This window comes from Spirosoma luteolum (assembly GCF_054778875.1).
Genome location: NZ_BAAGZE010000003.1, coordinates 332894 through 352838 on the forward strand (window position 1 = coordinate 332894; position 19945 = coordinate 352838).

Genomic DNA, 19945 nt, shown 5'->3' on the forward strand with positions numbered 1-19945 from the left:
ATCGATGGTTTGCGGGGTCGGCGGGCCGGCTATGGAACAGAACCCACAGACCGTCGCGGCTAGTTGGCTGCCGGGCTGCCCGGCGAGCGTTTAAAGATTTCGGCCAGCGTGTTGTAATCAACCGTAATCACGAACCCCACCCCTGTTTCGATGATGTAGCCATCCAGAATGGCCTGGTAATCATTATTGCGGTAGGCGCGCAGCACATAGCGCCCGTCGCGGGTCAGGTTGTAGTTAACCGACAGGTTGTCGAATACTTCGTTGGGATTACGGGTAGCACTCTGGGCGGCATTTTCGAGCACGAAGTTACGACCCACCGATACGGTCAGCCGGCCTTCCAGAAAACTCCGCGACAGCCCCACGTTCAGGTCGGTGCGGGCGCCGTTGGTGACCCCGCCCGTGTTGGAGCTGCCCGTTTGCGAGAGCAGATTAAAGTCGACGTCGAAGCCTTTGAGTACGTTGGACGCCAGTCGGCCCAACTGATCCGAAATCAGTTTGCTCACGCTGCTGCGGGCAATCCCTTCGGCCTGGTTATTGAGGCCGCCCGTATCGGAACCCGAGAAAAAGTCCGATGTATTTTCGGGCAAAAACCGGTTCAGAATAAGCAGGGCAAACACCTGTTTGTTGATCTGCGACTGATCCTGCCGCAGCGATTTGAGCTTGTTTTCGATGGTGGTACCCAGCTCGCTGGCGGTAGCCGCGCTTGTTTCTTCGGCCAGCCGGATATCGAAGTCGAGTTTGGGCGCGGCCAGGTTATCGCTGATCGACAGAGCTACCTCGAACGGAATCTTGCGTTTGATGTTGCCCGCACTGAGCGACGTGGTTTCGTTGCCGATCAGGTCGCCGGGGGGCACCGACACGGCATACACGGCTGTGATATTGATGTCGGCCTTGAGCGGATCGCCGGCAAAGCTGATGTAGCCCCCCTTCTGAATTTTGAACTGGCGCTTGAGCACCTGGTACGTCAGTGAGTACTCCCCTTCCGTTACGTCGTAGCGGCCCAGCACCGAGATGTCGCCCGCCGGCGTAACCGTTACGTTGAGCTGTGCGTTGCCCCGCGCCCGCAGGTAATCGCCGTTCAGCTCATCCACGATAATCGTCAGTTCCGACTTCTCATCGGCCTCCAGATCAAGCGAGATGTTGGCGTTGTTCAGGTTGTCAAAACTCAGCCGGCGCTTCGTCGTATCGACTTTGGGCGCAACCAGGTATTTATTGAGCGCCAGTGAATCTTTGGGGTTGATGAACGTAACGATACCGTTGGCTTCGTTGACGTCGACCGACTCGTCGGGCAGTACGACCGATACTTTACTGCCGTCGTCGAGCTTTACCTTCCCCACCACCGACGGACTGGTGCCTACTCCGCGAATGCGCAGATCGGCCGTTACCGACGCCTGACCATAGGCATAATCGTTGTCTTTACGGGCCGCGTTGAGCACCTGAAATCCGTTCGACCGCACCCGCAGGTTATAGGCCACGTCAGGAATATTTTTCAGGGTCACGGTCCCATCGGTCGACAGAGTCCGGCCCTGTACGTCGCGCAGATTGAAGTCGTTCAGGGTAATGGTCTGCCCGGCAAAAGCGAGCTTCTCCTGATCGATGTAGTAGGTCGTGTTCAGCTGTTTGATGTTGAACGCTACCGAATCGAAGGCCACGCTACCATCGAGCTTTGGATTGTCGACGGCGCCTTTCACCGTAAAATCGCCCGTTAGCTTGCCCTTCGCCTGCCGCAGTTCACCGAAGCTGAAGGCTTCGATGGTTCGGGCGTCGAGCCGGTTGAGATTAATGGCCAGATCGAGTGCCTGTTTGGCATCTTCGGGGTTATACGAACCCGTAATGGTCGCATCGTTGTAGGGCCCGGCCAGCACCGTGTTGACGTTGATTTTCCCTTCCGAGGTGTTGTTGAACCGCGCCGTTACGTTGCCGATGGGCTGGCCGACCACTTTCAGGCTATCGACGTAGATGGCACCGATAAAGGCCAGCTTGCTGTCGGTAGCCATGTAGTCGCGCACAACGATGGTCCCGTTGAGTTCGCCACTGGCCAGGGTCGTATCCTGCCCCGACAGGCGGGCCAGGTTGGCCAGCTGAATAGCCCGGGTTGTAACGCGCAACGGTGCGTTGCCGTACGGTTCGGTACTGGCTACCTCCAGCGACTGCTCGCCCGTTTCGAGCCGGAGTCCGTTTACCAGCACCCCGTCTCTACCATACTGGGCAAAGCCACTCGTATCAGCGGTCCAGCGTTCGTAGTTGGTCAGCAGCCCCTGCCGGTCGAACTGAAACCGGTAGTTCTTGTCCACAATTTTGAGGGTGCCGGCCAGCCCATGCCGGTCTCGATCGATGGAGTCTTTCACGATCATGCCGAAGTGCAGCTGGTTACTCTGCGCCACCCCCGTCAGGCTGGTTACGCCAATGGCCGTACCATCGTACACAACGCCCTGCACCCGGCCGTCGATACCCAGCTGGTTGCCCACGGCCGCCAGTCGAAACGTACTGGGCTTGACCAGCGTCGTATCGTAAACGATGCGCCCGGTCTGTATCTGGGCCGAGAGTGTGGTATCGCGGCTGTTATCAAGATAGGCGTTGACCCGCACCGTATCGAGCCGGGTCAGCGCCGGTACAAATGCCCGGATCAGGGGATTCTGGTAGGCCTTCATGTTCAGCGTGAAGGCATACGGGGGCGGAATTTTCTTGTACGTCAGATCGGGGATGGCCAGGTATTTACTGACCTCGCCCACTACGATATCGTAGAGCCGGTCGTACTCGAACTGCCCATTGAGCCGCAACCGGGCCCCGGGCAACTGCGCCACCACAGTCTTGGTATTGCCCTCGGCCGAGAGCCGGGCGTAGAGCGAATCGACGGGGTAGCTCTTGCCGCTCAACGTCAGCACGGCGTCGCTGGCCGACACGGTCCCGATGGGTCGCTTCGGGTCGGTCGAGGTCATGTCGAGGTTGATGGTCCCTTTCAGCGACAGGGGGTCACTGTATAACTTGAGGGGTTTCAGGTTCAGCTCGTTAATAACGGCTTTGCCGGTCACGGCCGGAAACGCCCCTTTCAGATTCGCTTTAGTGTCGAGCGCCAGGTTGGCATTGGGGTCTTTCAGCGTTCCGACCAGAGAGAGATCACCGTTGGTCAGTGTACCGTTGGCGTTCAGGTTCTGGTAAACGTACCCGTTCAGGTCGGCCGACCGAACGGCCAGGTCGAAGCGGGTCGAGAGTGTATTGACGTCGATACCCTGTCCGTCGACCGTGGCCCGACCCGTAATCTTGCCCACCGTGCCGGTTTGTTTGGTCCACTTGCCCGCGTCGAAATCGACTAGGTTAAGGGTACCCTTGTAGCGTTGGTTTTTGCCCGTCACGAAATTGGTGAGTCGCCCGTCGAAGCCGGCCGTGCCCCAGCTGGTCCCAAGGTTAGCATCGAGCACCAGGTCGTTGAGCGCCCCGCGCAGCTTACCCGTCAGCCGCAGGTCGGGCGGCAGCGCCACCGACGCGGGAATACTGCCTTTGGGTGCCAGTTTGTTGATGTCGGCCAGGTTGGTTGTGCCTTCCCGAATGTCAATATCGACGCCCAGCCGCTCGGGATCGGTTACGTTGGTGAGTCGTCCGCTGGCTTTGATGCGCGTACCCGACAGCATATCGAGTTCAAAGCGGGGCAGGTTCAGGGAGGCCAGCGTGCCCGTAGCCGTGGCGTTGGCCCGGAAAACACCCCCACTGTTACCGGCAAAAGGTGGCGTATCGGCCAGGAACGGGGCCAGCTGCAGCACATCGTTGACCGACAGGTAACTCTTGTTCAGATTCACGCTAACGCCCACCCGTTTGGCAAAGCGCGGGTTGCTCAGCTGCCCCAGCGAATCGTAGCGCAACACCAGTTTGTCGCGCAGCAGGCTGGTGGGTGTCTGCAGATACAGGCGGGTCAGGGTAGTGGTGGTGTCGGTATAGAGCACATCGCCCTCCAGCTTTTGCAGGAAAAACCCGGTGCTCGACCGGAAACGGCCGTTGCGCAGCTGTCCGCTTACTTTCTGGCCCCGCTTGCCCAAGTCCTGATACACCAGAAACCGGCCATCGATGCCCAGATTCCGCAGATCGAGGTGGCTGTAGTCGAGGCCTTTGGCCTGCCGGGGCGCCGTTTCGTCGTCGAAGCGCAGGCGGTTGTTGGTAAACCGTACGTTGGTGAGTTTGGCTTGCCAGCCCGGTGCGCCACTGCTGGTGGTGGCAACGGGGGGCGTGGGTTTGGCCTTACGGCTGGGTTTGGTCAGGGTAGCGCTCACATCGCCATCGGTCAGCTCCAGCGACTTGATGCCAATTTTTTCGCCCTCGATATAAAAATAATCGGACACCATGGCCAGCTTGCCCACGTTGCCCCGCGTCCGGAAGTCGCTGGTTTCGACCTGCACATCCCATTTGGTGCGGGTGAGCTGCCATTTGCCCAGCGCCAGATCGAGCGAATCGATGGTCTTGTTGGGCGGGCTGGGGGGCGTAGGGAGTCCTTCGTAGAGCCGGGTTTTTACGTCGAGCCCGGTAGCCGTCAGATTTTTCAGGTAATAGAGCGATGTGTTGACGTCCGTTTTATCGAAGTTGGCCCGCAGCGTATCGACGTAAGCGTTCATGTCGGCGCCCACCACATCGTCGTGGTATAGGATTCGCACGTCGCGCAGCGAAACACCCGCCAGGTTGATGGCCAGCGGTGTCGATACCGTATCGGACGGTTCGGGAGCCGCGCCGGTATCAAACGCGTTCAGAATGTACTGAAAATTGAAGGTGGTATCGGGCAGATTTCGATTGACATTCAGGCGGATATGCTCCAGTTCGATCTGCCCGATGCTGACCCGGTTCTTGAGTAGCCCCCACATATCGAGGTCGACCCGCATGCGGCCGCCCTGCAGCAGCGTATCGCCCTTGGGCGTGATAAACAACACGTCGTCGAGCTGCAGGTAATCGGGAATTTTGTAGGTAATGCGCCCGATGCGGTAGGGCGATTTCAGGTGATTGCCCAGGTACGAATTAACTTGTTTCGTTACAAACTGCTCTCCCCAGGGCGTCGACACCACCAGCACGACGAACCCGGCCACCAGCAGCAGCAGGGCCAGGATACCCAGCAGAATACGAACAAGTAGTTTTGGTACAGACATTCGGCGAACGAGGTGTTTGGGGCAGGCTATCGGCTGGCCGACCGCATCGGAAACGAAGTTGCCCTCCCTGAGTAACGCACCAACCCGGCATTATGTTAGTAGCCGGTCAATGGCTTCTTAAAAACGCATACGCCCATAAACATACGTTTGTTGCCCGGCAGCACCAAAAGCGCCGTTTAAATTAACCCCGGTCCTTTTGTCCGGTGCGGGCGTCTTTCGTGGGCTGTCAGTTGCAGACCCGCCTGGCAGCCGGTACTTTTGTACTCCACCTTCCAACCCCTAAACAGGCAACGATGAGCGAATTATTTACAGCAGAGTCGATTATCAGCTTGCTCACCCTGACGTTTCTGGAAATCGTACTGGGTATCGACAACATCATTTTTATTTCCATCGCGGCCAACAAGCTGGCCGTGCAGGATCAGAAGCGCGCCCGTAACATCGGGCTGGTACTGGCCATGGCCTTCCGGCTGGTGCTCCTGCTGGGCATTTCGTTTGTGATCTCGCTGAGCAAGCCCTTTACCCACATCAACGCCGGCTGGTTCGAAGCTGCGCTTACGGGTCAGAGCCTCATTCTGTTCGGCGGGGGGCTGTTTCTGCTTTACAAAGCCACCTCCGAAATCCACCATAAGCTGGAAGGGGGCGAAGAAACCGACGAAGCGGGCAACGTGAAGGGTAAAGCAACCGTATCGAGCGTGGTCACGCAGATTGCCATTACCAACATCGTTTTCTCGATCGACTCCATTCTGACCGCCATCGGCCTCACCCAGAACGTAGCCATTATGATGATCGCCGTGATTCTGTCGATCGGCATTATGATGTTTTTTGCCGGGCCCGTGGGCAAGTTTGTGAACGAGCACCCCACCATTCAGATGCTGGGACTGGCCTTTCTGATCATGATCGGCTTTATGCTGATTGCCGAAGGGGCTCACCTGTCGGAAGTGGTGATTTTCAGGCAGGCCGTCGGTGCCGTACCCAAAGGGTATCTGTACTTCGCCATTGCCTTCTCGCTGCTGGTCGAGTTTCTGAACATCCGGCTTCGCAAGGCGCAGAAGCCCGTTCACCTCCACCCCTACGACGGGCAGCCGGAACGCGACGGCATGATTTAATTGTATAAAGGTGTATTCAGGCAAGCCTCGTTTCGCCAGCCTTGCTCACTCCTTCTTAAGGCGCGGCCTGCGCTGGCCTTGTGCCGGGGCAGGCCCGCTCCACGTCTAAACCAGCCCCTGTTTTGTCTCTTACCGACCAACTTACCGACATCCTCAACAGTATCAGCGGGTTTGGCCCCGAGCTTTGGCTGGCAGCGGCCTTCTGTACGATGCTCATTGCCGAACTGCTGCTGTTACGGGCACCGGCCCGGCGTCGGCGCGGCTGGCTGGCGGGGCTGAGCGTCGGGGCGGTGCTGGTGGCGGGTGGCCTGGCGGTACTACGGCCCACCCGCGGCTTTCTGTTTACCCACCTGCTCTACGTCGATCAGCAGGCTGTCTTTTTTCAGGCGGTGGTGGCGCTGAGTGCGGCCCTGGTGCTGGCCTACGACTGGCTGGCCGATCGCGATCCGGCGGTGGCTGGCCCAACCCGGCGGCTACCCGTGGAGTGGTACGCTCTGCTGGTGGCCATGACGCTGGGCCTGTTTCTGATGACCCTGTCGGTCAACCTGCTGAGCATTTACCTGAGCATCGAACTGGTGTCGATCTGCTCGTACCTGCTCACGGCCCTCAACGCCGATCGGAAGGCGTCGGAAGGCGGTATCAAGTACCTGCTGTTCGGGGCCGTCAGTTCGGCCGTGATGCTCTACGGCATGTCGTTGCTCTATGGCATGACCGGCACCCTCGATCTCACTGCCGATGCCTTTGGCATCGGTCTGTCGCAGCAGGAAGCCCCGGTGGCGGCCGTAGCCATGCTGCTCACCCTGGCGGGGCTGCTGTTCAAGCTGGCCGGGGTGCCGTTTCACGTCTGGACGCCCGACGCCTACGAAGCGGCCCCGGTGCCCGTAGCGGCTTTTTTCTCGGTCGCTCCCAAAGCGGCCGCCGTGCTCGTGCTGCTTCGGCTGGTAACGGCATTGCCGGCCGAGGCTTCGGCCGATGTTGCCACGGCGGCCGCCCTGCAAACACCCCTGGCCGTACTGGCGCTGGCCGGTATCCTGATCGGTAACCTCTCGGCCCTGCGCCAGACCGATGCCAAACGCATGCTGGCTTACTCAAGCATTGCCCACGCCGGGTTTCTGCTGGTGGGGGTGGTGGCACTGAGTCAGGCCGGGTTCGAAGCCGTGCTGTTCTATGCGGCCACCTACGTGTTTATCGCCCTCGGCGCTTTCTTCCTGATCGATCTGCTGGCTCGTAGTCAGGGCAGCGACAATCTGCGCATCAGCCAGTTTGCCGGACTGGGTGCCCGGCAACCCCTGCTGGCCATTGCGCTCACGGTAGTTATGCTGGCGCTGACAGGGCTCCCCCCCACCGTTGGTTTTATTGCCAAGCTGCTGTCGTTTTCGGCCCTGTTCGACGCCTGGCAGCATACCGGCGATCCGTGGCTGCTGGCCCTGTTTGTGGGTGGCCTGCTCAACGCGCTCGTCGCCCTTGTGTATTACCTGCGGATTCCGTTTCTACTATTCTTCCGTTCCCGACTGGATGGTCCCGGACTGGATGGTTCTGTGGAGGATTCTTCAACTCCGGTAGCCCTGCCCGGTGCAGCTGTCGGGCTGGCCGTTGGGCTGGCGCTGATCACGCTGCTGCTGTTTGCCTGGCCTGACTGGGTAATCAGCTGGATCAGGACCCCATAGCGGCCGTTCACACAATTTTTCGGTAGCAGCCGCTCACCTTTCGGCCGGCATCGCGATACAGGGGGCAAACACCCCGCTGCTATCCCCATGCCTATCCCGTCTCCCCGCCGGCCCTGCGCTGGTATTACCCTGTCCATCACCGGGCCGATTGCTGTGCCGTTGCTGGCTGCGGCTTCGTCGGCTACCGTCCAGTCAATATCCAGCCATATGATCAAATTGACACCTACCCGACGCACCCAACCGCTTTCTTTGTTGCCCAATGTAAAATCAATCCATGACGCTATGAAAAACAACTACCCCCGGCTGTTGCTCTGCCTACTGACCTGGCTCAGCCTGTCCACCCTGTCAACGCTCTGGGCGCAGACACCCCCCACCATTCAGTGGCAGAAACTGATGGGCGGCTCTGTTAAACAAGCGCCGAATGGTGACTATTACGTAGCCAGTGGTGATGTTTTCCGCTTGGGTAGTGATGGCACCCAGCGATGGCGAAAAAAAATGGCCACCTACTTTGCGGATGACATCGTTCCACTGTCCAACGGTAACAGTGCTGTGTTGGCACACGACAGCCGCTACTATTATAAGTGGGCCGTTATTCTGCTTAATCCTGCTGGGGATAGCCTTTCGACCCAGCCATTCGAAACGTACAGCAATCCAAACGGTACGTATCCACAGGCTACTCCATTCGATATCGTGCAGGCGCCAGACGGAGGTATCACCGTTTTAGGAACCATATCCTATGGTCGTGAAGGCACAGGCACGAGTCTGTATCAATTCACAGCCGGGGGTTCTTTTCTGAAGCAGGTCAGTGTTGAACTTCCATTTCCCCCGGGCCAATTCCGCCCTAATCGGGTTGCCTATCGATTTATTCCGCTATCCGATGGCTATCTGGTTGTTGGCAGTTCTTACGGCCAGGGATGGGCCGTTAAACTTAATTCAGGATTAGGCGTGGTTTGGTCTGACCGCTACAGTGCTGTCCAGGCGTTGACAGACGTCATTCCCAGCCCTTTCGATTCGCAGGCTTTCATTGCTACCGGAATCAACTCGGGGCAGACGGTTACATTAACAATTAGCCCAACCAATCCCGGCGTCAATAACACAGCCACCCTGTACAGGCCGTCGTTACAGTACGTGACGTTCACCAACTATCCGAACGATGGCACTATAAGCAATGTTTCTATATTTCCTAAGATTGTCAGTGACAACAGCACCAGCTTTACAGTCATGGATGGTGTCAGCCAGCGATCGGGTGACATTCGGATGACTAGCTTCGGCCCTGCCAACCAGGTACGCTGGACCAAAATCCTGGGTGGATCCGCTACGGAATTGGCGGGAGATATAATCGCCACTCAAGATGGTGGTTATCTGTTTTCAGGGGCAACACAATCGACTGATGGCGATGTGCAGGGTAAAACCGATAACGACGTATCGGGCTGGCTGGTGAAGCTCGCTCCCGTCAAGCCCCTGGTAGTGAACGCACCCGTTTATGACTGTTCGACTGGCGCCATCACCCTCAGTACCAGCGGGGGCGACGGCACGGCTATTACCTACACCGCCCCAGGCATTATCCGCTCGTCGACAACCAGCAATACCGGCACAGTTGAGCCCGGCCTGCGCAATGACCCGAAGCCTATTACCATCACGGCTACCCAGGGCGGGCAGACGGCTACCTACAGCTTCGACCTGAAGGCGTTCTGCAGCGGCACGGCACCAACCAACCCCACCACGCCGACCCCTCCGCCTACGACTGGTGGCACGCTGACGCTGGGCCAGCCCACCTACGACTGCGTGACCGGGGCCATCACCTTCAACACCAGCGGGGGCAACGGCACGCCCGTCACCTACACCGCACCGGGCATCACCCGCTCGTCGGCGACCAGCAACACCGGCACGGTTGAAGCCGGCCTGCGCAACGATCCCAAGGTTATCACCATCACCGCCACCCAGGGCGGGCAGACGGCTACCTACAGCTTCGACCTGAAGGCGTTCTGCAGCGGCACGGCACCGACCAACCCCACCACGCCGACCCCTCCGCCGACAACCGGTGGTACGCTGACACTTACCCAGCCCACCTACGACTGCACGACGGGCGCCATTACGTTCAACACCAGCGGGGGCAACGGCACGTCTATCACTTTCTCAGCACCGGGCATCACCCGCTCGTCGCCGACCAGCAACACCGGCACAGTTGAGCCCGGCCTGCGCAACGACCCCAAGGTTATCACCATCACCGCCACCCAAGGCGGGCAGACGGCTACCTACAGCTTCGACCTGAAAGCCGCCTGTAGCGGCACGACGCCGACCAACCCAACCACGCCAACTCCTCCGCCGACAACCGGTGGCACGCTGACGCTGGGCCAGCCCACCTACAACTGCGCGACCGGGGCCATCACTTTTAATACTAGCGGGGGCGATGGCACGCCCATCGAATTCCAGGCCGCCGGTATCACGGGCTGGACCACCAACCCCAACCAGTTTGTCGACCAGGATTCCCGCACCGCCAGCGACGTTAAGCCCTTTACGCTCATGGCCCGCCAGAGCGGGCAGGTCGTCACCTACACCTGGGATCTGAAAGCCGTTTGTGGCCGTTCGGCCCGGCGGGCCACGACCGAAGCGGGGGCGGGCCTGCAGCTGCGGCTGCTGGGCAACCCCGTCACCGAGCAGGTATCGGTTCAGGTCGATGGCAATCAGGGGCAACCCGTGCGATTGCAGCTGCTGCGGTCGGGGGGGCAGTTGCTGGACGAGCGCCAGCTGACGCCGACGGATGCAGCTCAGCCGCAGGTGTTTCAGGTAGGCCAGCAGCCCAGCGGGCTGTTGCTGTTGCGGGCCACCAGTGGCAACCAGCAACAGACTATTAAGGTACTCAAGCAGTAAGCGAGTTGTTCTGACTTAAGGCATGGCAGCCCCGTTCACCGACACTGGTGGGCGGGGCTGTTGCTTTAGGGGAAACGTTATTGCCGAATCAGGGCGTGGCGCGCCTGCTGGTTGCCAGCGGTCAGGCTAAGGACATAGAAGCCACTCGTCGGCAGGTTATCGAGGGTTCGCTCCTGCGGGCCGGCGGCAAGGCCCGTCCAGACAACCAGCCGTACCTGCCGGCCGGCCGCATCGGTCAGCCGCACGGTTACGTCGGTACGCTGCGCCAGGCGAAAGCGAACAACCACGGCTCCCGACGAAGGATTAGGACGCACACCCAGGTGTAGATCGGCCTCGGATTCGGTGGCTACCGGAATCAGCACCTGTACCGACACGGGCGCCGACAGCGCCGTACAACCCGTCGGCCCCGTTACCCCAACGGTGTACTGCCCCGACTGGGCAGCCCGGTAGGCAGCCGCCGTTGCCCCATCGATCCGGACACCCTCCCGATACCACTGGTAGCCGGTCAGCAAGCTGCCCGATGCCGTCAGCTCAACCGCATCCGGGATGTACACCGGAGCCGGTGCGGTCGGGGCAACCGTAACCGTCAGGGGCGCGGCCACCGTCAGATTCACCGCAGTCGATGTGGTGGTGCAGCCCTGCTCCGACGTAACGGCCAGTGCATACTGACCTGACTGATTAGGGGTAAACACCGGCTGACGGGCATCGGTTAGCGGGCTTCCATTGCGCAGCCACTGGTACGAGGTCCCCCCACTGACCGTTGCCGACAGCGACAGGGGCTGATCGGCACAGACCGACCCATTCGACGGCCCGGTCAGTTGCACGCGGGGCCCGGCCAGCACCTGCACATACGGACTGGCCCAGCCCGACGTACCCAGCGTCGGCATCAGCAGACGCAGGCGGTAACTGCCCGCCAGCGTAAGCCCGGCCGGCAGGGCCGCGTAGACCGAATCGCCGGCAAACCGAACGGGCACATCGTAGGTACCCCCGGGCCCGGTCAGCTGTGCGGTGAGCGGGGTTCCCGGGCGAATACCCGCGTCGACCGACAGGCGCAGGGCCACCGTATCGCCGGGGCAGTAGCGCGCGCGGCTGGCCGCACTAAGCCGCACCGATCGGGCATCATAGACACTCAGGCCCGGCAAGGTACTGTTGTCGGTGATTAGCCAGACCCGGTTGTCGGGGCCGATGCTCATAACGGGCGACTGGCCGGGTTCGGTACGCATGGGATCGGCACTGGCTACCCAGCCCTGCTCCTCCAGCCGAAACAGGTTGTGCTGGGTCAGTACCGTTAGCCGGTTCTGCCGGTCGAACGCCATCCCGGCAATGGTGGCGCCGGTTTGCCGGCTGGTCGGGTCGATGTCGGCCACGGCCCAGCGACGCCAGTTGCCGCTGCCGTCGCGCAGGGCCAGTTCGAGGCCGTTGGCCACGGCGAGCCGGGTTGCGCTGGTGTCGACACTGAGCCGGGTCACGTAATCGAACGGCAGGCCGGCCGTACTCTTGTTGAGCAGTGTCCAGCTGCGGCCGTCGAAACGGGCGACACCGGCGCTGTTGCTCACCCAGAGCCCGTTGCGACTGTCGAGCGTACCGGCATACAGATACGGGTCGAGTGTTTCGGCACCAAACTGCGTCCACTGCCCATCGCGGTAGCGCAACACCCCCTGCCCCGCCGTCAGCACATAAACCGCTCCGGCCGTATCGACTTCCAGCCCGATTACCAGCAGCAACGACGCCACCGGCACAGGAATCCGTTGCCAGCTGCTGCCATCGAACCGAAACAGACTGCGGGTAGTGGCAGCCCACACCACGCCCGCCCGATCGACGGCCATGGCACTGACTGCGCCCGTTAGCTGGCCACCCGTTGTTTTGGTTGTGTAGGTTCGCCAAGTGCGGCCATCGGCCAGCCGGTTGTATAGCCCCCAGGTTGCGGCCACCCACAAACTGCCATCGGGCTGGGGCAGCACCTGGCGCAACCCCGACGCCGGCAGCGGACTGTTGCCCGCGTTGAGGTGCTGCCAGGCCGTTCGTTCAGAGCCGGTCGTGAAACTGCCATAGGTGTAGGGACCGGTTCCATCGGGAGACGTTTGCCGGATCCGGTAGTAGTACGTCTGGTTGTCGATCAGCGAATCGAAAACCGTGATTCCCAGCCCGGCGATCGGGCCCCCGGCTTCGTTTTGCACCAGCGTTTTTCGGCGCACGTTTTTATCGTAGGCCGTCGTAGTCGACAATTCGACGGTCGAGGTAAGCGGAGCGGCCTGCCCGATGGGCCAGGCTAGCGGTATCGAACCCGTGTAGTCGCGCTGGTTCAGAGGCCACACCACCCGGGCTTTGGGCGCGCGTCTGAACCAGCTAACCGCCGACCAGGGGCCAACGCCCTGCGCTGTACCGACCCGCACCCGCCAGTACACATCGGCATCGATGCGGCTCAACAGAACGTCGGGTACGTCGATCGACAGGAAGGGCGTACTGGTTCGAAGCAGCAGGGCATTGCTCAGGCTGGCCAGGTTGCCCGATTCGGCCAGCTGCACTTCATACAGCCCGACCGGACTGGTGGCCGGATACCACGACAGCAGCCCGGTCGTTTCGTTTAGATTCCCGTAGTCGGGCCGGCGAATCAGCAGGGGCGACAAGCCCGCCGGTACACTCAGCTGAAACCGCCCTACGGCCGACCAGCCACCCGCCCCCGCCGGGGTGTTGATGCCACAGGTCCGCCAGTAATAAACCCGGTTGGCATCGACGGGCTGTGCCAGCTGGTAGATGGGCAGCGCCATCGTTGAGTCGATCAGCGGCTGGCTGAAACTGCTGTCGGTGCCAACCTGCACCCGATACGATGTGGCGCGCAGCACCGGCGACCAGACCAGGTATAGGTCGGGCCGGTTGGGGCCGGCCAGCGCCCGACTCACCACCGGCACGTCGGGTACGGTCAGCGCCGGGGTCAGCCCACTGTTTTCGGCCACCCGGCGCATCACTTCCCGACAGAGGGGATGAAACGACAGCACACGCTGGCAGTAGCTCATCAGGGTACCTACTTCCGTCTGCCATTCGTTACGCTCGGTGCCGGGCGCACAGTTGCCTTCGAGCGTAGCACAGCGATCGATGGGTCCACCCGGCCAGCCGCAGTCGTGGGTGTGGGCCGAGCCAAACGAGTGGCCCAGTTCGTGGGCCGTCAGCGCCACACTGAACGCGTGGGGCTGCACCCCCACCACGCCCGCTGAGGCCATCTGCGGACCGCCCAGAAAGGCCTGCCCCCCCACGAAGCTGGTCGAGTAGCCAACAACCACATCGTAACTGCCCCGCCGGTTGTTCGACCACCAGTTGTTCAGCGCGTAGAGGTGGTCGAGCCGGATATCGGGGCCGGTGGTGGGGTATGGATCGGCGCCTTCCCAGATTCGGATCTGGGTAACCACCAGCCGCACGTTGATTTCGCGCTCGAAGATGGCCGATACACGCCCAAAGGCCTGATACACCTCGTGCCGGATCTGATCGGCGTTCCCGTCATACTGGCGAAACAGCGCGTTGTCGACATCGACCGCCACGCGGCATTCGAGCCGGTCGGTAGCAGCCAGCCGCGCGCGGCTCCGCATGGTATCGGCAGGGAGTGTCTGCATCAGTTGCCGCACGGCAGGGCTTAGCGCCTGCATATCGGTATAACAGGGCCGGTCGGTGGTTTGCCCCGGCGCAAGCAGAGGAAACAGGCTTATAAAAACGGTAAGCAATCTGCGGTACAAGCGCGCCATAGCATCGGGGCAAACCTCATCCTGACCGATCCGATCGGTCAGCTGATTATATGGGGGCTGGTGCGGGCCATTCGGTCACCTGCCAGTTGCCGCCAGCCGGGCCGTGCGGGCCGGAGCCGCGCAACCGGGCACCTAAACTGGCCGAATTTCGTTAAATTTGCTGACACCTTATCATGCGACGGAGGTTACGTATGGAAAAGCAGTTCATCGAAAAAGCCACGAGTGCCATTGCCGACAAGTATCGGCTGTCGATTCTGATGGCCCTCTCCGAGCGGGGTAGCCTGACCTGCTCCGATGTGCAGGAGATGACTGGTCTCTCCCAGCCCTGCGTCTCGCACCATGTAAAGCTGCTCACCGAGAGCGGCCTGGTCAACGCCCAGAAAGAGGGGCGCAGTCTTTGCCTGACCCTCAATAAGCCCTCGATCCACAAGCTGTCGGGGTTTATCGAGAAACTGGGCTGAGTGTCTCAGCACAAACATTTAAACTTTTCGATGTTTTAGCGTGTTGGTGGTTGGTACTAATCACGATCAGGCCAACTGCGGTTGGCCCACACGCGCTATGGCAACTACGCTTTTCTCAGAAGCCCGGCTGGGCAACCTGACGCTTTCCAACCACATAGTGATGGCTCCGCTGACGCGCAGCCGCGGCACCGCCGACCACCGGGTGTCTGACATTATGGTTACCTATTACGCCCAGCGGGCTACGGCTGGCCTTATCATTACTGAGGGCACGGCCCCCTCGCCCAACGGCAACGGCTATGCCCGCGTACCGGGCCTGTACAACGCCGAACAGCTGGCGGGCTGGCGGCAGGTTACCGACGCCGTACACGCAGCGGGCGGTCGTATTTTCGTGCAGATCATGCACAGTGGCCGCATCGGTCACCCCATCAACATGCACGAAGGTGGTGAAATTGTGGCCCCGTCGCCCGTTCAGGCTGCCGGTCAGATCTATACCGACGAAGCGGGCATGCAGGACTACCCCACCCCCCGCGAACTAACCACCGCCGAAGTCGAAGCGGCCATTCAGGAATACGTGACGGCGGCCCGGAATGCCATCAGTGCCGATTTCGACGGTGTCGAAATCCACGCGGCCAACGGCTACCTGCTCGAGCAGTTCCTGCGCTCGGCCACCAACCAGCGCACCGACCAGTATGGCGGCTCGGCCGAGAACCGCGCCCGCTTCGTACTCGATATCGCTAAGGAGGTGTCGGCAGCCATCGGTAAAGACCGCACCGGTATCCGGCTGTCGCCCCGGGGTGTGCTCAACGATATGGCGTCGGGCCCCGTCGATGATGCGGTGTACGCTTATCTGGTGCCGCAACTCAACGACTATGTAGTGTATCTGCACCTGGTCGATCACGCATCGATGGGCGCCCCCGTTGTCGATCCCGCCATCATCGATGGTATCCGGCAGGCGTTCACCGGCACACTGATCCGGAGCGGTGGCTACGACGTGGCCCGCGCCGAAGCCGACCTCGCCAGTGGCGCGGCCGATCTGGTGGCCTTTGGCCGGCCGTTTATTGCCAACCCCGACCTGGTCGAGCGCTTTAAAACCGGGGCTCCGCTGAACGAGATGGACCCCAATACGCTCTATACGCCCGGCCCCGCCGGTTATATCGACTACCCGGCGCTGGAAGCGCAGCCCGCGTAATTACCTAATTTCAAACGCGCAGGGCGCTATGTCACCGGTGACATAGCGCCCTGCGCGTTTATAGTATATCGGGTACTGATCTCGGCTCTCGGTGGCTTAGGCCAGCACGGCTTTCAGCACCTGCTCCAGAATGAGCCGGCCGTCGGTATTGCCCAGCATGGGGTCCGATGCCCGCTCGGGGTGGGGCATCATGCCAAATACATTCTTCTGGAGGTTACACACCCCGGCAATGTTTTCGAGGCTGCCGTTGGGGTTCGCTTCGTCGGTAACGACGCCGTTCTCATCGCAGTAGCGGAACAGCACCTGGTTGTTGTCGTTCAGCGCTTTCAGCGTGTCGGCATCGGCAAAATAGCGGCCGTCGCCGTGGGCGATGGGTATTTTGTAAGCCGGTTTATCGAGCCCGGCCGTCAGCAGCGCGTCGGGCGACTGCGGGGTCAGGTAAATATTTTTGCAGACGTATTTCTGGCTGTTGTTCTGCAGCAGCACACCCGGTACCAGCCGGGCCTCGGCCAGAATCTGGAAGCCGTTGCAGATACCCATCAGGTAGCCACCCCGGTTGGCGTGGGCAATCACCTCGTTCATGATGGGCGAGAAGCGGGCCACAGCGCCGGTGCGCAGGTAATCACCGTAGGAGAAGCCACCGGGCAGCAGAATGAAATCGCAGCCCTGCAGATCGTGGTCTTTGTGCCAGAGTTTGACAACCTCCTGATCCATCAGGGTCAGCGTGTCGACTGCGTCCTGATCGCAGTTGGAGCCGGGGAAAACAACAACGCCAAATTTCATAAAGAGCGAAAGAATGAAAGAGTGAATGCGCGAAAGAGATTGGCAAGGAGCAAACGAGTAGCTGCATTGGCCTCACTCGGTCGCTCGTTCTTTCTTTCGCTATCGGACAAAGGTACGAAATCAGGCCTTTACCTCGACCGATTTGCCGGTCAACGATGCCTTGCCGCGTTCGAACGACAGATCGATACGGCCCAGGTTGATGCCGGCAAACCCCACCTGATTGATCCAGACGGGCGTACCATCGAGGTTGTTTACAGCCACCGGCGCATCGAGGAAGGTGTGGGTATGCCCCCCAATGATGAGGTCGATATGGCGGGTTTGGGCCGCCAGCACCGTATCCGACACGGTGGGCTCCTGGTACTTGAACCCCAGGTGCGACAGGCACACCACGTAATCGCATTTTTTCTCGGTACGGAGCCGGGCGGCCTGATCGGTAGCCATCTCGATGGGGTCGAGGTACACCGTCTCGCGGTAGGCATCTTTCGGAATGAGCCCGTCGGGTTTGATGCCCAGCCCAAACACGCCTACCCGGATACCATCTTTCTCAAACACGTGGTAAGGCTGTGTATGGCCATCGAGCACCGTGTTTTTAAAATCGTAGTTGGCAATCAGGAGCGGGAATTTCGCTTTGTTGAACTGAGTCACCATATTGTCGATTCCCCCGTCGAAGTCGTGGTTACCGATGGTACCGGCATCGTAGCCGAGCTGGTTCATGGCCAGAATTTCGGGCTCGCCTTTGTAGAGGTTGAAGTAGGGCGTTCCCTGAAACATATCGCCCGCATCGAACAGCAGCACGTTTTTCTCCTGTGCCCGAATCTGGCGTAGCAGGGTGGCCCGGCGGGCAATGCCGCCCCGGCCGGCGTTGCGGCTGCCATCCATTGGAAACGGGTCGAGCCGGCTGTGCACATCGTTGGTGTGCAGAATGGTCAGTTTGGTGGGACCACGGCGGTCGCTGCCAGCCAGCAGCGACGGGGTAGCCGATCCGATCACGGCGGCCGTACCCAGCAGTTTCAGAAACTGGCGTCTAGTTGAGGCTGATGCGTCCATCGGAAACGGGGTTTATGGGTTGACCGGATTTGCCCTGCTGCCGGAAATAGTCGATCAGGGCATCGCGGATGAGGTAGTTGATGTTTTCGCGCCGAACGGCGTTTTTCAGAAAATTGGCGTTGTCGCCCCCGTCGGCAATGTAATCGCTCAGGGCTACGGTGTAGGTTTGGTCGGGCTGCAGGGTACGGCCATTGGTAAACTGCACCGCCGTGGCGTGGCCGTCCTGAATTTTAGCCCGCAGGCCGCCCACCACGAGTTTGTTGCCATTGGCAAAATGATCGAGCAGTTGCTGGAGCATAGTCCCTTTCAGCGTCATCACGACAAGCTGATTGTCGAAGGGCATCACCTCGAAGATGGAGCCGGTGGTGATGGGTCCTTCGGGCAGGTTGTTGCGGATACCGCCGTAGTTCAGGTGCGAGCAGTCGATGGCTTTGCCGTAGCGCTGACTGGCCTGGGCCAGCAGGGCATCGGTCAGCAGATCGTTGAGTGGTCCGTCGGGCTGCCCTTTTTCGATGCGGCCCGTGGTGCGGGTCAGCACTTCGTTCATGGTGCGCTCGAGACCCTGCCGGTAGGGCGTCAGAAAACGCGCCACCCCGCTATCGGCCGGGGCCGCGAGCGAGTCGACCCCGATGCGCGTGGCGGTTCGGTTGGTCAGGTGGTAGCCCCCGGGCTGGCAGGCTGCCAGCGTCAGCAGCGCCAACCCATAGATGTAAGTTTTCATAGATACCGGCAAGTTCGGAAAGTATGGCCAATCTACCAGCGGCCGGGCGCTACATTGGACCGCCCTACCCGTTGCCGGGGCCGGTCAGCGGGGTTCGTAACAGACGCGCCGGAGTTGCCCGAAGCCGCCCAGGCTTACCTGCAGGTTCAGAAAACCACCCGACAGGGCCTCGCTCGTCAGCAGGGGGCTGTAACTGACTTTTGTCCGCACAAACCAGAAGCGGTCGTCGATGCGGTCGGGGCGATGGCTGTTGTCGCCCAGTTTCAGATCGAGCAGCACACCCACCACCGGGCTGTGGCTGGTATAGGTATAGCCTTTGTAACGCTCGTCGGTCCGATCGCGAGCCTGCATACCGAAGCGCCGGTACCCCACATACGGTACCAGCCGCTGCCGGGCGGTATGGCTCAGGGTGCGCCCGAGTGCCACTTCGAGCAGGGTCGACCGAACACCCATACCGGTATCCCAGGTGTGGGTCTGTTCGGTAAATGACTGCTGCAGCGAAGCCTGGTAGAGGCCCATACTGGCCAGCAGCATCGTACGCCGATACGCCAGATCGACGCCGTAGCTCAGGCCGGCGGCCGGCCGCATGGTTTGCGCCAGCGCGCCAACGGGCAGCGCCACGCCCCCGCCAGCCACCAGGCCGTAGCCCACGGCCGACTGCCGGTAAACGGTTTTCAGGGCGGGCTGTTGGCTCAGCCGCTGGGCTATCCGCAGCTGCCACTCGCGCAGCGGCCCGGCCTCATCGCCCCCGCCCGTCTCGGCCCGAAACTGGCTTACTTCGCGGCCCAGCTCGGCATTGGTCAGGTATTCGATGCGGGTGGCCTGCTCTTTAAACCGCCGGTCGGGCCGCAGGCCAATCAGCTGCGCTTTCATGCGCCGGGCGTGAATCTCTACCAGATCGAACAGCACCTGATTATACACCAGCGTCCGGTCGTTGCGCGCCGTTTCGGACACCCACGACAGGTTGCGGAACATCAGGCAGTAGGCTTCAACGGCGGGCTGGGTGCCCAGCAGCAGCGGCCGCATGTCGTAGCCCAGCTGGTAATGAAATTCGGAGCCGCCCAGGCCACGCTGCGCCGGGCCGTGAAAATCGCTCAGCCGCAGCCGCCGGCTGGCGCTCCAGTGCAGCGTATCGATTGGCGGCTGACCCACAACGGCCTGCCCCATCAGCAACAGCATCAGTAGTGTCGGCAGCGTACGCATGGCAGAACAGGGCTAAAGACCGGACCGGGGCCGGGTGGTT

At 60.9% G+C, this 19945-nt stretch carries 11 protein-coding genes; 5 read left to right on the forward strand and 6 right to left on the reverse strand.

Annotated elements, in window-relative coordinates; all coding sequences use genetic code 11:
* Positions 1-59 precede the first annotated feature (59 nt).
* A complete protein-coding gene (locus ACYVAC_RS04065; protein ID WP_461096297.1) occupies positions 60-5123 on the reverse strand; it encodes a translocation/assembly module TamB domain-containing protein in 5064 nt (1687 codons plus the stop codon).
* Positions 5124-5416: 293 nt separating this feature from the next.
* On the opposite strand from ACYVAC_RS04065, the gene ACYVAC_RS04070 reads away from it, so the two are divergent.
* From ACYVAC_RS04070 to ACYVAC_RS04080, 3 genes are all read left to right on the forward strand, one after another.
* Positions 5417-6229, forward strand: a complete 813-nt coding sequence (locus tag ACYVAC_RS04070) for a TerC family protein (RefSeq protein WP_461096298.1) — start codon at positions 5417-5419, stop codon at positions 6227-6229.
* A 122-nt stretch (positions 6230-6351) separates the two neighbouring features.
* The gene (locus tag ACYVAC_RS04075; protein WP_461096299.1) at positions 6352-7896 is read left to right on the forward strand and encodes an NADH-quinone oxidoreductase subunit N; all 1545 of its coding nucleotides are present in this window, start codon (positions 6352-6354) and stop codon (positions 7894-7896) included.
* A 1398-nt stretch (positions 7897-9294) separates the two neighbouring features.
* Positions 9295-10767 (forward strand): hypothetical protein, encoded by a 1473-nt coding sequence (locus tag ACYVAC_RS04080; RefSeq protein WP_461096300.1) that lies wholly within the window; start codon positions 9295-9297, stop codon positions 10765-10767.
* A gap of 77 nt (positions 10768-10844) precedes the next feature.
* Here the strand turns inward: ACYVAC_RS04080 and ACYVAC_RS04085 are convergent, their stop codons facing one another.
* Positions 10845-14405: a M12 family metallo-peptidase gene (locus ACYVAC_RS04085; protein WP_461096301.1), complete on the reverse strand. Its 3561-nt coding sequence runs from the start codon at positions 14403-14405 to the stop codon at positions 10845-10847.
* A gap of 287 nt (positions 14406-14692) precedes the next feature.
* Between ACYVAC_RS04085 and ACYVAC_RS04090 the strand changes: the two genes are divergently transcribed.
* Positions 14693-14962, forward strand: a complete 270-nt coding sequence (locus ACYVAC_RS04090) for an ArsR/SmtB family transcription factor (protein ID WP_461096302.1) — start codon at positions 14693-14695, stop codon at positions 14960-14962.
* Positions 14963-15059: 97 nt separating this feature from the next.
* Positions 15060-16151 carry an alkene reductase gene (locus ACYVAC_RS04095; protein ID WP_461096303.1) on the forward strand — a complete coding sequence of 364 codons (1092 nt, stop codon included), beginning with the start codon at positions 15060-15062 and terminating at the stop codon, positions 16149-16151.
* Between the two features lie 96 nt (positions 16152-16247).
* On the opposite strand, the gene purQ is transcribed toward ACYVAC_RS04095, so the two are convergent.
* The 4 genes from purQ to ACYVAC_RS04115 all read right to left on the reverse strand — a co-directional run bounded on the left by purQ (position 16248) and on the right by ACYVAC_RS04115 (position 19905).
* Entirely contained in the window at positions 16248-16934 is a 687-nt protein-coding gene (gene purQ / locus ACYVAC_RS04100) for a phosphoribosylformylglycinamidine synthase subunit PurQ (RefSeq protein WP_461096304.1), read from the reverse strand.
* Between the two features lie 120 nt (positions 16935-17054).
* Positions 17055-17981 carry a bifunctional metallophosphatase/5'-nucleotidase gene (locus ACYVAC_RS04105; protein ID WP_461096305.1) on the reverse strand — a complete coding sequence of 309 codons (927 nt, stop codon included), beginning with the start codon at positions 17979-17981 and terminating at the stop codon, positions 17055-17057.
* On the reverse strand, positions 17959-18702 hold the full coding sequence (locus ACYVAC_RS04110) for a 5'-nucleotidase C-terminal domain-containing protein (protein WP_461096306.1): 744 nt from the start codon (positions 18700-18702) through the stop codon (positions 17959-17961). Before ACYVAC_RS04110 ends, ACYVAC_RS04105 begins: the two co-directional genes overlap by 23 nt.
* 84 nt (positions 18703-18786) lie before the next feature.
* Entirely contained in the window at positions 18787-19905 is a 1119-nt protein-coding gene (locus ACYVAC_RS04115; RefSeq protein ID WP_461096307.1) for a hypothetical protein, read from the reverse strand.
* Positions 19906-19945 lie beyond the last annotated feature (40 nt).

Excerpts from the sequence above, each read along its gene's own strand:
- ACYVAC_RS04065 (WP_461096297.1), bottom strand. The coding sequence starts at position 5,123 with ATGTCTGTACCAAAACTACTTGTTCGTATTCTGCTGGGTATCCTGGCC.
- ACYVAC_RS04070 (WP_461096298.1), top strand. The coding sequence starts at position 5,417 with ATGAGCGAATTATTTACAGCAGAGTCGATTATCAGCTTGCTCACCCTG.
- ACYVAC_RS04085 (WP_461096301.1), bottom strand. The coding sequence starts at position 14,405 with ATGCAGGCGCTAAGCCCTGCCGTGCGGCAACTGATGCAGACACTCCCT.
- ACYVAC_RS04090 (WP_461096302.1), top strand. The coding sequence starts at position 14,693 with ATGGAAAAGCAGTTCATCGAAAAAGCCACGAGTGCCATTGCCGACAAG.
- ACYVAC_RS04095 (WP_461096303.1), top strand. The coding sequence starts at position 15,060 with ATGGCAACTACGCTTTTCTCAGAAGCCCGGCTGGGCAACCTGACGCTT.
- purQ (WP_461096304.1), bottom strand. The coding sequence starts at position 16,934 with ATGAAATTTGGCGTTGTTGTTTTCCCCGGCTCCAACTGCGATCAGGAC.
- ACYVAC_RS04105 (WP_461096305.1), bottom strand. The coding sequence starts at position 17,981 with ATGGACGCATCAGCCTCAACTAGACGCCAGTTTCTGAAACTGCTGGGT.
- ACYVAC_RS04110 (WP_461096306.1), bottom strand. The coding sequence starts at position 18,702 with ATGAAAACTTACATCTATGGGTTGGCGCTGCTGACGCTGGCAGCCTGC.
- ACYVAC_RS04115 (WP_461096307.1), bottom strand. The coding sequence starts at position 19,905 with ATGCGTACGCTGCCGACACTACTGATGCTGTTGCTGATGGGGCAGGCC.